This window comes from Stenotrophomonas sp. STEN021, assembly GCF_056760175.1.
In genome coordinates this window covers 1-13,533 of record NZ_JBRREH010000113.1, presented here as the reverse complement: position 1 = coordinate 13,533, position 13,533 = coordinate 1, and the positions used below count along the sequence as shown (strand labels likewise).

Annotated in this window: 15 protein-coding genes; 2 read left to right on the top strand and 13 right to left on the bottom strand. The window is 64.0% G+C overall.

The window, feature by feature from the left end; genetic code table 11:
* Positions 1 to 279: 279 nt before the first annotated feature.
* Positions 280 to 1,074 carry an adenosylmethionine decarboxylase gene (speD, locus tag ACVOL0_RS18745; RefSeq protein WP_481514339.1) on the bottom strand — a complete coding sequence of 265 codons (795 nt, stop codon included), beginning with the start codon at positions 1,072 to 1,074 and terminating at the stop codon, positions 280 to 282.
* A 150-nt stretch (positions 1,075 to 1,224) separates the two neighbouring features.
* Here speD and crp point away from each other — a divergent pair, with 150 nt between their 5' ends.
* Complete coding sequence (gene crp / locus ACVOL0_RS18740) at positions 1,225 to 1,914, top strand: cAMP-activated global transcriptional regulator CRP (protein WP_282271632.1); 690 nt, start codon at positions 1,225 to 1,227, stop codon at positions 1,912 to 1,914.
* Positions 1,915 to 2,435: 521 nt separating this feature from the next.
* Positions 2,436 to 3,197, top strand: coding sequence for a sulfite exporter TauE/SafE family protein (locus tag ACVOL0_RS18735; RefSeq protein ID WP_481550365.1), 762 nt, complete (start codon positions 2,436 to 2,438; stop codon positions 3,195 to 3,197).
* Between the two features lie 257 nt (positions 3,198 to 3,454).
* Here ACVOL0_RS18735 and ACVOL0_RS18730 read toward each other — a convergent pair whose 3' ends face one another.
* The 12 genes from ACVOL0_RS18730 to ACVOL0_RS18675 all read right to left on the bottom strand — a co-directional run bounded on the left by ACVOL0_RS18730 (position 3,455) and on the right by ACVOL0_RS18675 (position 13,130).
* The gene (locus tag ACVOL0_RS18730) at positions 3,455 to 4,177 is read right to left on the bottom strand and encodes a haloacid dehalogenase-like hydrolase (RefSeq protein WP_481550364.1); all 723 of its coding nucleotides are present in this window, start codon (positions 4,175 to 4,177) and stop codon (positions 3,455 to 3,457) included.
* The gene (trpC, locus tag ACVOL0_RS18725) at positions 4,174 to 4,968 is read right to left on the bottom strand and encodes an indole-3-glycerol phosphate synthase TrpC (protein ID WP_481550363.1); all 795 of its coding nucleotides are present in this window, start codon (positions 4,966 to 4,968) and stop codon (positions 4,174 to 4,176) included. Before trpC ends, ACVOL0_RS18730 begins: the two co-directional genes overlap by 4 nt.
* 52 nt (positions 4,969 to 5,020) lie before the next feature.
* Positions 5,021 to 6,058, bottom strand: a complete 1,038-nt coding sequence (gene trpD / locus ACVOL0_RS18720; RefSeq protein ID WP_481550362.1) for an anthranilate phosphoribosyltransferase — start codon at positions 6,056 to 6,058, stop codon at positions 5,021 to 5,023.
* Positions 6,059 to 6,071: 13 nt separating this feature from the next.
* Complete coding sequence (locus ACVOL0_RS18715) at positions 6,072 to 6,584, bottom strand: DUF1543 domain-containing protein (protein ID WP_481550361.1); 513 nt, start codon at positions 6,582 to 6,584, stop codon at positions 6,072 to 6,074.
* Positions 6,581 to 7,231: a LysE family translocator gene (locus ACVOL0_RS18710; protein WP_481550360.1), complete on the bottom strand. Its 651-nt coding sequence runs from the start codon at positions 7,229 to 7,231 to the stop codon at positions 6,581 to 6,583. Before ACVOL0_RS18710 ends, ACVOL0_RS18715 begins: the two co-directional genes overlap by 4 nt.
* The gene (locus ACVOL0_RS18705; RefSeq protein ID WP_481550359.1) at positions 7,225 to 7,809 is read right to left on the bottom strand and encodes an anthranilate synthase component II; all 585 of its coding nucleotides are present in this window, start codon (positions 7,807 to 7,809) and stop codon (positions 7,225 to 7,227) included. Before ACVOL0_RS18705 ends, ACVOL0_RS18710 begins: the two co-directional genes overlap by 7 nt.
* 3 nt (positions 7,810 to 7,812) lie before the next feature.
* On the bottom strand, positions 7,813 to 8,607 hold the full coding sequence (locus ACVOL0_RS18700) for an SIMPL domain-containing protein (RefSeq protein WP_481550358.1): 795 nt from the start codon (positions 8,605 to 8,607) through the stop codon (positions 7,813 to 7,815).
* 64 nt (positions 8,608 to 8,671) lie between these two features.
* On the bottom strand, positions 8,672 to 10,162 hold the full coding sequence (trpE, locus tag ACVOL0_RS18695; protein WP_481550357.1) for an anthranilate synthase component I: 1,491 nt from the start codon (positions 10,160 to 10,162) through the stop codon (positions 8,672 to 8,674).
* A gap of 226 nt (positions 10,163 to 10,388) precedes the next feature.
* Entirely contained in the window at positions 10,389 to 11,750 is a 1,362-nt protein-coding gene (locus ACVOL0_RS18690) for a sensor histidine kinase (protein ID WP_481550356.1), read from the bottom strand.
* Positions 11,750 to 12,430, bottom strand: a complete 681-nt coding sequence (locus tag ACVOL0_RS18685) for a response regulator transcription factor (RefSeq protein ID WP_481550355.1) — start codon at positions 12,428 to 12,430, stop codon at positions 11,750 to 11,752. Before ACVOL0_RS18685 ends, ACVOL0_RS18690 begins: the two co-directional genes overlap by 1 nt.
* 71 nt (positions 12,431 to 12,501) lie before the next feature.
* Complete coding sequence (locus tag ACVOL0_RS18680; protein ID WP_481550354.1) at positions 12,502 to 12,756, bottom strand: hypothetical protein; 255 nt, start codon at positions 12,754 to 12,756, stop codon at positions 12,502 to 12,504.
* A gap of 149 nt (positions 12,757 to 12,905) precedes the next feature.
* Positions 12,906 to 13,130, bottom strand: coding sequence for a hypothetical protein (locus tag ACVOL0_RS18675; RefSeq protein WP_481550353.1), 225 nt, complete (start codon positions 13,128 to 13,130; stop codon positions 12,906 to 12,908).
* Between the last annotated feature and the right edge of the window lie 403 nt (positions 13,131 to 13,533).

Here is a 13,533-nt window from a genome sequence, read left to right as displayed (position 1 = left end):
CGCGCCGCGCCGCCCCCCCCGCGCCCCCCCGCCCCCCCCCCCCGCCCCCGCCCCCGCCCCCGCCGCCCCCCCCCCCCCCCCCCCCCCCCCCCCCCCCCCCCCCCCCCCACTACAGGTGAGGCCCAATGCCGAGCATTGCTCGGCACTACATTAAAAAAAGACGGCGACCCGATGCATTCACACCGGGCCGCCGTCGGCAGACGTCTGCATCAGATGCAGGGCGGGCTGTCCCGCCTGTTTTTGCGCAAAACCGGCGTACCGGCCCTGCGCAGGCAGTGCTTATTCGGCCAGATTGCGCCCGTGGAACAGCTCTTCGATCTCGCGGCGCAGCAGCGCTTCGATCTTCATGCGTTCCTTGAACGACAGGTTCTTGGCCTTCTCTTCGAACAGGTACTTGTCCAGGTCAAAGTCCTGCAGGTGCATCTTCGTATGGAAGATGTTTTCCTGATAGACATTGACGTCGAACATCTCGTAACGCGACTTGATGTTCTTGGCCAGGAAGTTCTGGATCGAATTGATCTTGTGATCGATGTAGTGCTTCTTGCCCTTGATGTCACGGGTGAAGCCACGCACGCGGTAGTCCATGATCACGATGTCTGATTCCAGACTCTCGATCAGGTAGTTCAGCGCCTTCAACGGCGAAATCACGCCACAGGTTGCCACGTCGATATCGGCGCGGAAGGTAGCAATACCCTCCTGCGGGTGCGTTTCCGGATAGGTGTGCACAGTGATGTGCGACTTGTCCATGTGCGCGACCACGGCATCGGAGATCAACTCCTTGCCGGCCTGCTTCTTGTCGATCACCGGCTCCTCGGAAATGAGAATTGTGACCGAGGCACCCTGCGGGTCGTAATCCTGACGCGCAATGTTCAGGATGTTCGCACCGATGATTTCAGCCACATCGGTGAGGATCTGCGTGAGTCGATCGGCGTTGTATTCCTCGTCGATGTACTCGATATAACGCTGGCGCTCCTCTTCGGTACGCGCATAGCAGACGTCATAAATGTTGAAGCTCAAGGCCTTGGTGAGGTTGTTGAATCCTTGCAACCTCAGGCGAGGCAACGGCTTGACCACGGCGGTCGATCCTGTAGATGGTGGGAAAGGCGGAAGTATGGGGCAAAGTGGGTCGCTGTGATACTTGAACCTTTATGCCCGTTTGCCCCTTATGCTCAGCGTCGTTAAGCTTGCCCATTAAGCAAGTTCATCCAAACTGTGAACGCCATCATGAGCCCAGGTAACGCCACCACCGCGTCAAACGTGCGTCTTGCCTCCAGCCCGCTGGCGCTGGACATTGCCACCATCGATCGCTTTCTGGCCCACAGCCACCGCCGCCGCTACCCGGCGCGGACCGATGTGTTCCGCCCGGGTGACCCTGCGGGGACCATGTATTACGTGATCAGCGGCTCGGTCAGCATCATTGCCGAGGAAGACGACGACCGTGAACTGGTACTCGGTTACTTCGGCGCCGGCGAGTTTGTCGGCGAAATGGGCCTGTTCATCGAGTCGGACAAGCGCGAAGTGATCCTGCGCACCCGCACCCCCTGCGAGCTGGCCGAGATCAGCTACGAGCGCCTGCACCAGCTGTTTCTGGGCCCACTGTCCGTGGATGCGCCCAAGTTGCTGTACGCCATCGGCTCACAGATCTCCCGACGCCTGCTGCATACCAGCCGCAAAGCCAGCCGTCTGGCCTTCCTGGACGTGACCGACCGCATCATCCGTACCCTGCACGACCTGTCCAAGGAACCGGAGTCGATGAGCCACCCCCAGGGTACCCAGCTGCGCGTCTCACGCCAGGAAATCGCCCGACTGGTGGGCTGCTCGCGCGAAATGGCCGGCCGCGTGCTGAAGAAGCTGCAGGCCGATGGCCTGCTGCATGCGCGCGGCAAGACCGTGGTTCTGTACGGGACGCGGTGACGCCCGCTTCGCGGCGACACCCCCATGGTTTGCGAAGCAAACCATGGGCCCCAGCTCCCCGCCTTCCGATTCCCCGCGCCTGTCGGCGCGCCCCCTTTACCAAAGGGGGCTCTCTGATCTGATTTCCCTCGGGAAAGCCCTTTGCCTGCGCTCTGCCAGCCCGGGAAAGCGGACATGCACCCGGGGCTCTCTTGGTGCGTTGGAACCACATCCTCAGCCCCCGCCAATTGATGCGATCTTCGCCGACTTGCTGAGGGCGTTACGTCGGCCAGGGACATCCTTGAAGTGTGACCTCTGTCGACGCCAAAAATCTCATTTTCCCTTGCGAACCCCAGGGTCCTGCAATGGCTGGATGCAGCGCCAAGCTGTCATTCCCGCCACCTCAGCGCTTGGAGATTTCGCAGACGTAGCCGCCAGATGAGGACAATTCGGCGCTGATATCGGTCAGGAATCGACCCGCAGCATTACTTACCGATGTAGCTTTCCTTGACCTGCCCTGCCGTGGCCCGCAGGCTTGGCGGATGGAATTTGGCAATGAATTTTACTGGTTCATCCTGATCGGCCTGGGCGCGCAGCTGGTGGATGGCGCGCTGGGCATGGCATTCGGGCTTATTTCGTCCTCGGTGCTGCTGAGCATGGGGCTGCCGCCTGCGGCGGTCAGCGCCAGCATTCATACCGCCGAGGTGTTCACCACCGGCGCCTCCGGTGTGTCGCACCTGGTGGCCGGCAATGTGGACAAGCGCCTGTTCTTTCGTCTGGCCATACCCGGCGCCATTGGCGGTGCAATCGGCGCCTATGTGCTGACCCAGCTGCCCGGCGATGTCGTGCGCCCGTTCATCTACCTCTACCTGCTGGTGCTGGCGATCTTCATCCTGGCCCGTGCGGCGGGCCGCTTCGTGGCCAAGCAGGAAGTCAAGCGGGTGCCGGTACTGGGCTTCTTCGCCGGCCTGCTGGACGCCACCGGTGGCGGTGGCTGGGGGCCGGTGGCCACATCCACCCTGCTGGCCCGTGGTGGCCAGGCGCGCACCACGATCGGCTCGGTCAACGCAGCCGAGTTCATCGTCACCCTGTCGATCTCGGCCACCTTCCTGCTGTCGATGGGTTTGCAGCACCTGTCCATCGTCGCCGGCCTGCTGGTCGGCGGGATGATGGCCGCGCCGGTAGCGGCACTGCTGGTGAAGCGGGTCAAGGAGCGCTGGGTGCTGATCGCCGTCGGCGTGCTGGTGCTGTCGATCAGCCTGTTCCAGATTGGCATGGCGGTGGTGAGGCTGCAGCGGGCTTGAGGGGCTTGAGGCGATGCTGCTCTGATAGCCCCTCTCCCGTTCACGGGGTGAGGCGGGCAGCTTGCGAACCACTGGTTCGCTGCCCGTTGAACGACCTTGCGCCAGCACAAGGGCCGGGGCGCGTAGCGGGGGTTGGGGTGAGGGCAGCTTTTGGGGCTTTATCGGGAAAGCCTCTGCCGAGCATGGCTCGGCACTACAAGCCCACTTCCCGTTAACGGGGTAAGGCCGGCAACTTGCGAAGCCGGCTCCGCTTTGGATTAGTTGGGCAGCGGCTTGCCGCCGCGCCCAGGGCAGCCCCAGTTGAGGATCGGGGTGCCGGCCGGCAATACCTTGCCGAAGTACTCAACGCGCGAATGCTTGGGATTCACCACCACCGGTGCCTTGGCGGCCTTCAGCAGCGGCAGGTCGGCGGTGCTGTCGGAATAGGCGATGGCGATGTCGCCATAGCCGCGCTCACGCAGCATGCGCATCTTTTCTTCGTTGTGGCAGTGACGGGTGGCGCCCATCGCGCCCAGCCGCGGGCCGACCTCGCTGCCGATCACCGGCACGCCCTGTTCGGCCACGAAGGCCAGGATGGCACGGGCCAGCTCCGGCGGTGCGCCGGTGGCCACGATCACCCGATCGCCGGCACGGCGGTGCGCGGCGAATACCTGCAGCGCATGCGGCAGCAGGTGCTGGCGGATCTCGTCCTCGTGCTTGAACACGTACTGGTCAATCACCTTGTTGAAATCACGGGCCTGGTGCAGGCCGAAGGTGGCGATCCAGACATAGCCGGAAATACCGAATCGACGCGTCGGCAACATCGCCACCAGCGGCCCCAGCAGCGGCGTGGCGAGGATGGCCACCAACAGCCGCAACGGATTGCGCTTGATCAGCCAGGCGAACAGGTGGCTGCCGGAATCGCCGTCGTACAGGGTGTGATCGAAGTCGAAGACAACCAGTTGCGCGTCGTCGCGCGGAGTCGGATAGGGATCAGTCATGCCGGGAAGAATAGCTGACGCAGGCCCTCACCCGGCTCTTCGACGCGCATGAAGGTCTCACCGACCAGGAAGGCATTGACCCCGGCGTCGCGCATCAGCTTGACGTCGGCCGGGCCCATGATGCCGCTTTCGGTGACCAGCAGGCGATCGCGCGGTACGGCATTGCGCATCGACAAGGTATTTTCCAGCGAGACTTCGAAGGTGCGCAGGTTGCGGTTGTTGATGCCGACCAGCGGCACCGGCACCTGGATGGCGCGCTCCAACTCGTCGATGTCGTGCACTTCCACCAGCACGTCCATGCCCAGCTGCATTGCCAGGTCGGACAACTCGGCCAGCTGGCGGTCGTCCAGCGCCGAGACGATCAGCAGGATGCAGTCGGCACCGAGCACGCGCGCCTCGTAGACCTGGTACGGGTCGATGACGAAGTCCTTGCGCAGCACCGGCAGCGTGCAGGCCTCACGGGCCTGGCGCAGGTACAGGTCGGCGCCCTGGAAGAAGTCCACATCGGTCAGCACCGACAGGCAGCTGGCGCCGCCCAGTTCGTAACTCACCGCGATATCAGCCGGATGGAAGTCCGGGCGGATCACGCCCTTGGACGGACTGGCCTTCTTGACCTCGGCAATCACCGCCGGGTCGCCATTGGCGATGGCAGCATTCAGCGCATTGGCAAAGCCGCGTACCGGCGAGGCATCGGCCAGGCGTGCCTTCAACTCGGCCAGCGGCAGGTTGACGCTGCGCTCGGCTACCTCCTGCACTTTGCGGGCGAGGATGGTGTTGAGGATGTCGCTCATGGATCTGCTTCCTGGAAGACGGGCGTTGCTGACGCGGGTGATGAGGGGATTATCAGGGATTGCCGGCCAGCGCACGGCTGGTGGCAACGTACTGCTGCATACGCGCACGGGCGCTGCCATCGGCAATCGCCGCACGGGCGCGGGCCAGGCCGTCAGCAATGCTGTCGGCGACGCCGGCCACATACAGCGCGGCACCGGCGTTGAGCGCGACGATATCGTTGGCCGGGCCCGGCTGGTTGTCCAGCACCGCGCGCAGCATGGCAATGGACTCTTCCGGGTTTTCCACCTTCAGGTTGCGACTGGCCGACATGGCGATACCGAAATCTTCCGGATGAATCTCGTACTCGCGCACCTTGCCATCACGCAGTTCGCCAACCAGGGTGCCAGCACCCAGCGAGATCTCGTCCATGTTGTCGCGCCCCCACACCACCAGTGCGCGCTCGGCGCCGAGCTCACGCAACACGCGTGCCTGGATGCCGACCAGATCCGGATGGAACACGCCCATCAGGATATTGGTGGCGCCGACCGGATTGGTCAGCGGGCCAAGGATGTTGAAGATGGTGCGCACGCCCATTTCACGGCGTACAGGCGCGACCACTTTCATTGCCGGATGGTGCATCGGCGCGAACATGAAGCCGATGCCGGCCTGCTCGATGGCTTGCGCCACCTGGTCCGGCTGCAGCTCGATCACCGCGCCCAGCGCTTCCACCGCGTCGGCGCTGCCGGACTTGGAGGACACACTGCGGTTGCCGTGCTTGGCCACCTTGGCGCCGGCGGCGGCGACCACGAACATCGAGCAGGTGGAGATGTTGAAGGTATGCGAACCATCACCACCGGTGCCAACGATATCGACCAGATGGGTCTTGTCGGCCACCTGCACCGGGCGCGCGAACTCGCGCATCACCGTGGCCGCGCCAGCGATCTCGCCAACGGTTTCCTTCTTCACGCGCAGGCCGGTGAGGATGGCCGAGGTCATGGTCGGCGAGATCTCGCCACGCATGATCTGCCGCATCAGATCGACCATCTCGTCGAAGAAGATCTCGCGGTGCTCGATGGTGCGTTGCAGGGCTTCCTGCGCGGTGATGGTCATGACAACTCCAGAATCAGGAAATAACGATGTAGTCGCTTTGGCTGTGGATGCCGGCGTGCGCGCCACGTAGCAACTGCACGTGCAGGCCACCTATCGGCCCGACCGGCAGGCAGCTGTCCACTTCCAGCAGCGCGTCACGGTGCGGCTTGATCCACTGCGCCTCGGCCTGCGCCAGCGCCTTGCGCTTGGCTTCGACCGCATCGGCAGCAACCACCAACAGATAGCGATGCGCTTCGCCAAATTCGCCTTCGACGTAACCGCCGAGGTTGACGAAGAACAAGGTCGGCGCATCAACCGCAGGCGCGGCTTCGGAAATGCGCACCTGCCAGTCCTCGACGCCGTCGACCGTCATCCACGAATCCAGATGCAGGCCCGCAGCCTCGCCGAACCACTGCTGACGCAGCTGTGGATAGGTCTGCTCGATACTGGGGCCAACCCCGAACACCACATCATGCACCTCGGTATTGGCGCGCGCATGGCGGCCTCCGAGCATGACCACGAACAGGCGGAAATCCTGCAGGCTCATGGCGTCGGCCTCGCGGTGAGTGCCAGCCGCAGGCCGAAGCCGATGAACAGCACGCCGGCCAGCTTGTCCAGCCACTGCATGCCGCGCGCGGCCCAGCGGCTGCTACGCACGCGATCCGCTGCCAGCACGTAGGCCGCATTGATCGGCAGCGCGTTGACCATGAAGACCAGGCCCAGCAACGCGAACGCCAACGGCTTGTTCTGCACCGACGGCGCGATGAACTGCGGCAGGAAGGCCAGGAAGAACAGCACCACCTTCGGGTTCAGCACATTGGTCAGGAAGCCACCAGCAAACACTTGCCACCATGAACCAGCGCTGCCGCTGCTGGCGGCGATATCGGCCTGCAAGGTCGACTCACCGGTGTTGCGCAGCAGGCGCACGCCCACCCACAGCAGGTAGGCCGCACCGATCCACTTGATCACGGTGAACAAGGTGGCCGAGGTCGCCAGCAGCACGCCCAGGCCCAGCGACGCCAGCGCCACATGCACCAAGCAACCGGCACTGATGCCAGCGATGGCGGCAAAGCCGGCGCGGCGACCACCACGCAGCGAACGACTGATGATGTACAGCACATCCGGGCCGGGTGTGAGGTTGAGCAACCAGCCGGCAAGCATGAACAACAGCAACTGGCTAGGTTCGATCAACATGTGCGGTCCAGGAAGTTCTTCATCAGCGCGTGGCCGTGCTGGGTGAGGATGGATTCGGGATGGAACTGCACGCCTTCGACCGGATATTCGCGGTGACGCAGGCCCATGATCTCTTCCATCGAACCGTCCGTGTTCTCGGTCCAGGCGGTGATTTCCAGCGCCGCCGGCAAGGTGTTCTTGTCCACCACCAGCGAGTGGTAGCGGGTGGCCTCGTAGCGGTCTGGCAGGCCAGCGAACACGCCCTTGCCTTCATGCCGGATCGGCGAGACCTTGCCATGCATGATATTGCTGGCCCGGATCACGTCGCCGCCATACACCTGACCGATGGCCTGATGACCCAGGCACACACCGAACAGCGGAATGGTTGGGCCTAGCTGGCGGATCACCTCCAGCGACACACCGGCTTCGTTCGGCGTCTTCGGGCCGGGCGATACCACAATGTGCGAAGGCTTGAGCGCGGCGATTTCAGCGACGCTCATCGCGTCATTGCGCACCACCTTCACTTCGGCACCCAGCATCTGCAGGTATTGCACGAGGTTGAAGGTGAAGCTGTCGTAGTTGTCGATCATCAACAGCATGATTCAGTTTCCATCGCTAATCAGGAATATGGCGTAGACGTTTTCGGTGTAGGTGATTGGCCAGGCAATCAACTGCTCTCCGGGTGGTGGCGCCGCATAACCAAAATTGCGGCTACCGGTAACCTGAACCCGGTCCAGCGAACCACCCTCTCCATAAAAGGTGTCCGCTCTGTTTGCATTCGGCCAGCTACCGGCCTGCACACCGTAAGCAAAACTGGGGGCGACATCGGAAATCGTATAGAGGCCGATGATCTTCGCCCCATAGGCATCCGCGAGCCCCTTGGCCGATGCGCGCGTCTGCGCAGCCGCTTCGGCCTTGAGTTCCGCCCGCAGGCGCGCCTCACCCGAATACAGCGGAGCGGCGGTTCGCACCTGGACCTCCTTGCTGGCGTTCAACTCGCCAAGAAAGGCCTGCAACTGCTCCGGTTTCTCGAACGCACCTTCCAGGTCACGACTGACAGCAGTGCCTACAAACACATCCTCATCGTCCTTGTAACGCGTGGATGGCTCGATGCTCAGGTTGTCCATGCGCACCGTCTCGGCGATGGCGCCGTGCTTGGCGAACAAGGCCATGGTCCGCTCCGCATTGGCCTGGACCTTGCGACGGGCGATGTCGGTCTGCATATCCACCGACTCCAGCGCGATCTTCACCACGAAGCGATCCGGCATCACCTTGCGGCTGGCATCGCCCTTCACCAACAGATGAGGCTGTGACGGAATGGAGTTGGCCTGCGCCCACGCTTGCGGAACAGCGGCAAACAGCAATGATGACCATAGCAACATGTTCGACAGCTTCATGCGGCACTCCTTGTCGGGGTGAAAAGGAAAACGGTGAGATCACAACGGTGCAGTCGGGGGCCGGTTACAGCCCCTTCGCCGCCTGCGCCACCGCACGGAACAGCGCGCGGCCCTTGTTCATGGTTTCCTGCCACTCGGCATCGGGATCGGAGTCGTAGACCACGCCGCCGCCGGCCTGCACGTACAGGTAACCGTCCTGGATCACCGCGGTGCGGATGGCGATGGCGGTATCGGCATCGCCATTCCAGCCGATGTAACCAACCGCACCGGAATACACATTGCGCTTGACCGGTTCCAGCTCGCGGATGATCTCCAGCGCACGTATCTTCGGCGCACCGCTGACGGTGCCGGCCGGGAAGGTCGCACGCATCACATCGCTATAGCTCAGGCCGGCCTTCAAGGTGCCGGTCACTTCGCTGACGATATGCATGACATGGCTGTAGCGCTCGATCACGAACTGCTCGCCGACCTTGACCGTGCCCGGTTCGGCGACGCGGCCCACGTCATTGCGGCCCAGATCGATCAGCATCACGTGCTCGGCACGCTCCTTGGGATCGGCCAGCAGCTCGACTTCCAAGGCCTTGTCCAGCTCAGGCGTGGCGCCACGCGGGCGAGTGCCTGCGATCGGACGCACGGTGACGATGCCGTCGCGCAGGCGCGCCAGGATTTCCGGCGAGGAGCCGACCACCTGGGTACCGCCAACATCGATGAAATACATGTACGGCGATGGATTCAACGCACGCAGCGCGCGGTAGACATCGATCGGACGCGCGCGGAACGGCACGCGCAGGCGCTGGCTAGGCACGACCTGGAAGATATCGCCGGCACGCACGTATTCCTGCGCCTTGCGCACCACCGCGTGGTATTCCTCGCGGGTAAACGAGGACTGGAAATCCTGCTCGTCGATGGCGTCGGACACCTGCGACTGCGGGTAACCGGCACCGCCCTGACGCAGGCGGTGCGCCAGCTCATCGAGGCGACGATTCGCGCGCGCCCAGGCCTGCGGCTGCGCCGGATCGGCATGCACGATCAGGTACAGGCGGCCCTTGAGGTTGTCGAACACTGCCAGCTCTTCGGACAGCATCAGCAGGATGTCGGGCGTGCCGAGTTCGTCGGGCTTTTCGCCCGCGCCCAGGTGCGGTTCGATGTACTGGATGCACTCGAAGCCGAACCAGCCGACCAGACCGCCGGTGAAGCCCGGCAGGCCATCCAACTGCGGCACCGAGTATTGCTTGCGCAGCACTTCGACCTCGGCCAAGGGATCAGCCACCTCGCGGCGCTCGACGACTTCACCCTGCTCACTGACTTCCAGCGTATGGCCGCGGAAGCTGTATGTGCGGCGCGCAGGCAGGCCGATGATGGAATAGCGTCCGAAACGCTCACCGCCTTCGACCGATTCAAACAGGTAGGTATACGGGCCGTCGGCGAGCTTCAGGTAGACCGAAAGCGGCGTGTCCAGGTCGGACAGCACTTCACGGACGACGGGGACGAAATTATGCGGGTGTGCGCTGTGGCCTTCAGCGGCCAGCTGCTGGAACTGCTCTTGCGTGATCAAGACGGCTTTCCTTCCGGGAATCGACGGTGGCGGTACGGACGACGGCAACGGGCCACCATCGCCACCAGCGGCGAGCGGAAGAAAGGGAACGCTTGGTCGTCAGAATGGGCACGGGGCAACTTTACCGCATGTCAGGGCCGATTGTGCGCTTGCAGCGAAGCCGATTTGCTTGCAATGGCAACCGTGTCCAGCGCCCGAGCGCTGGATTGGCCCAAGCCGTGGCTGTTCAGCTTTCCACCACAGGCAGCAGCACACGCACCCGCAAACCGGGCCCGCAGTCGTCCAGGGTGACGCTGCCACGGTGCCGGTGCACCACCGCCCGTACCAGACTCAAGCCCAAGCCGGTGCCGGGTGTGCCGCGGTCAGCCTGCAGGCGTTCGAAGCGATCAAACACGCGCTGCCGCTCCTGAACCGGGATGCCCGGCCCCTGGTCGTCGACCTGCAGCAAGGCCTGCCCCTGCTCCCGGCCTACCGTGACGGTTATGGCGGTGCCGACCGGTGCGTACTTGATGGCGTTGTCCAGCAGATTGATCAGCAACTGGAACAGTTGATCCGCATCACCGGGAACAGCGACCGGCGCAAGCTGCGGCACGATCTGCAGGCCGCGCTCGGCTGCCATCGGTGCATACAGCTCGATGGCGTCGTCCGCCAATGCCTGCAGATCAAGTGCTGCGCCCTCGCCTTCCGGCGGCGGCTGCGCTTCGATACGCGCCAGCCGCAACAAGGCCGCGAACGACTGCAACAAGGTATCGGTCTCGGCCAGCCCCGCATCCAACTCGGCCAAGGCCTGCGGCGAAGCCGCAATTGCTGGCGTGGCGCGCATCGTTTCCAGGCGCCCGCGCAAACGGCTCAGCGGCGTACGCAGGTCATGAGCGATGTGATCGGTGGCATGGCGCACGCCATCGAGCAGCTCCTGGATGCGATCAAGCATGCCGTTGAAGCGCAACGCAACCCGGTCGAACGCATCGCCACTGCCGTCGCTGTGCGCGCGCAGTTCCATTTCGCCGGCGGCAACCCGTTCGGCGGTGCGATCCAGACTGCCCAGGCGGCGTGCAACCCAGCGCGATGTCCAGCGCCCGACAATCGCACCCATCAGCGCTGCGACCAGCAATGCCGCCAAGGCCGAGTGCAGGATCAGCCGCAGGAAGCCATCCTCAGAGCGCATGCGCAGGCCGGTGATCAGATAGCCACCGTTGTCCAACTGCTGTTGGTTGGCAACCACCCGCGGGTCGTCATCCGCCTCTTCATCGACAAACTCCAGCCAACGCTGCTGCGGCTTCCAGCCAGGCACCGACTGCAAGGAACCGGCGACCACACTGCCATCGGCAGCCAGCAGCATGTACAGCGCGTCGGGATCCTCGGGCATGTCGATGCGCGTTTGAATCTCTTCGCGCAGGCGGTCGTAGCCGGCGTGGCGATAGATATCGCGCAGGCCAGCGCCGTCGGCACGGACCAGTTCGTGCGCGTCACGCTCCAGCAGGGTGGACACCGCCAGGTAGATGCCAGTGCCCAGCAGCATGCACGCCAGCAGAAACGCCGCCGATACCGACAGCGCCAGTCGAGAAGTGGTGGAACGCAGCAAACGCATCAGTTCCCCAGCCGGTAGCCGGCGCCACGTACGGTATGCAGCAGGGGCAGCGCATGCCCGTGATCGATCTTCTGTCGCAGGCGGCTGATATGCACGTCGATCACATTGGTCTGCGGGTCGAAGTGATAGTCCCAGACTGCCTCCAGCAGCATGGTTCGCGTCACCACCCGGCCACTCTGCCGCATCAGATATTCCAGCAGGCGGAACTCACGCGGCAGCAACTCAATGCCACGACCGGCGCGACTGGCGCTGCGCTTGAGCAGATCCAGTTCCAGGTCTTCCACCCGCAGACGCGTGGCCTCGGCCGCGGCTGCGGCATTGCCGCCACGCCGCAGCAGGCTCTCCAGGCGCGCACTGAACTCGGAATAGGCGAAGGGCTTGACCAGATAGTCATCGGCCCCGGCACGCAGGCCCTCGACCCGGTGTTCCACGTCACCCAAGGCGGTCAACATCAATACCGGCACCGTGTTGCCGGCACCGCGCAGGGTACGCAACACGGTCATGCCGTCGATCACCGGCAGCATGCGGTCCAGCACGACCACCGCATACGCTTCTGTGGTGGCCATGAACAGGCCTTGCCGACCGTCGGCCACACTGTCCACGGCATGCCCCTCTTCCTTCAGCCCCTTGACCAGGAAGCTGGCGATCTGCGCGTCGTCCTCGACCACCAGAATCCGCATACCCACACTCCGCCTGAACTGTTCCGAGAATAGCGCGCTGCGTGCATACGGACTGCATGCGGCGCCGTCGCTCACGGGGTGTGCGGGCGCGCGCCCTTGGTCGCGTCCACCAGCGGACGCCGTGATGGCAGCGACCAGCGCTCACAGCGGCCCAGTGCACTGCGCTTGAGGCAACGTCTGACGATCTGGGCTTGCTTGGCAGATGCGGCTGGAGGCGGTGGCGAAACCGCCAGCGCTGGCGTCGGCAACGTCGAAGGCGGCAGCGGTGCCGCCGCCAGCAGACCCGCCATGCACAGCGTACCGGCCGACAAAATGGCAAGGATCATCTTCACGACACACCCCCGACCTGTTTGACCAAGGACACTACCCGTCGACAGAGCTCCCCCAAGGCACGCACAGGAAAAGGCCCCGCCATTGACGGGGCCTTTTCATTGCAACGACGCCCCGGAATGTTGTCCGGCACGTCCAACCGCGATCAGCGGCTGCCGGCGCCAGTTGCGGCAGGTGCAGCTACGGCCTTCTTCGCCGCACTATGGTGGTGCTTCTTGCCGTGATGCTTCTTGGCAGCATGATGGGCAGCTGGCTGTGCGCTGGCCGCTGCAGGCATCGGCGCCGCGGCCGGAGCGGTGGTCTGGGCGGCAAACGCGGCGCCTGCGCCGAGCGACAGGCCAACGGCCAGGAGAATGGCGGAGATCTTCATGAGAGTAGTCCTTGAGTTGGCTGTAACGACGATGACGAGGATTCGGGATGGCGTTGTGTTTCGCCATCGGGGTCAGATTGCGCCCGCCCGACTAACCAACACATGGCCGCTGCATGAACTCTCTGTAATGTTGCCGGGGCGATCGCTGCCACCCTGACTTCGCAGTCCTGGGCCAGGCATGCACTTCGTCACGAAGTCGTCATGGTTCATCCGGAGAATGGAAGTCCATAGCAAGGACGACGGATGGGGGCAGGATCAGCCTCCGAATGATTCCCCGGCCGCAACGGCAACGTTGCGGCTTTTTTTTTGCTCCACCTGTAGAGGGCGGGCGCGCGGGGGCGGGGGGGGGGGGGGGGGGGGGCGCGCGCCCCCCGCCGGGGGGGGGCGACGGGCGCACTGGGGT

Excerpts from the sequence above, each read along its gene's own strand:
- crp (WP_282271632.1), top strand. The coding sequence starts at position 1,225 with ATGAGCCCAGGTAACGCCACCACCGCGTCAAACGTGCGTCTTGCCTCC.
- ACVOL0_RS18735 (WP_481550365.1), top strand. The coding sequence starts at position 2,436 with ATGGAATTTGGCAATGAATTTTACTGGTTCATCCTGATCGGCCTGGGC.
- ACVOL0_RS18730 (WP_481550364.1), bottom strand. The coding sequence starts at position 4,177 with ATGACTGATCCCTATCCGACTCCGCGCGACGACGCGCAACTGGTTGTC.
- trpC (WP_481550363.1), bottom strand. The coding sequence starts at position 4,968 with ATGAGCGACATCCTCAACACCATCCTCGCCCGCAAAGTGCAGGAGGTA.
- trpD (WP_481550362.1), bottom strand. The coding sequence starts at position 6,058 with ATGACCATCACCGCGCAGGAAGCCCTGCAACGCACCATCGAGCACCGC.
- ACVOL0_RS18715 (WP_481550361.1), bottom strand. The coding sequence starts at position 6,584 with ATGAGCCTGCAGGATTTCCGCCTGTTCGTGGTCATGCTCGGAGGCCGC.
- ACVOL0_RS18710 (WP_481550360.1), bottom strand. The coding sequence starts at position 7,231 with ATGTTGATCGAACCTAGCCAGTTGCTGTTGTTCATGCTTGCCGGCTGG.
- ACVOL0_RS18705 (WP_481550359.1), bottom strand. The coding sequence starts at position 7,809 with ATGCTGTTGATGATCGACAACTACGACAGCTTCACCTTCAACCTCGTG.
- ACVOL0_RS18700 (WP_481550358.1), bottom strand. The coding sequence starts at position 8,607 with ATGAAGCTGTCGAACATGTTGCTATGGTCATCATTGCTGTTTGCCGCT.
- ACVOL0_RS18690 (WP_481550356.1), bottom strand. The coding sequence starts at position 11,750 with ATGCGTTTGCTGCGTTCCACCACTTCTCGACTGGCGCTGTCGGTATCG.
- ACVOL0_RS18685 (WP_481550355.1), bottom strand. The coding sequence starts at position 12,430 with ATGCGGATTCTGGTGGTCGAGGACGACGCGCAGATCGCCAGCTTCCTG.
- ACVOL0_RS18680 (WP_481550354.1), bottom strand. The coding sequence starts at position 12,756 with ATGATCCTTGCCATTTTGTCGGCCGGTACGCTGTGCATGGCGGGTCTG.
- ACVOL0_RS18675 (WP_481550353.1), bottom strand. The coding sequence starts at position 13,130 with ATGAAGATCTCCGCCATTCTCCTGGCCGTTGGCCTGTCGCTCGGCGCA.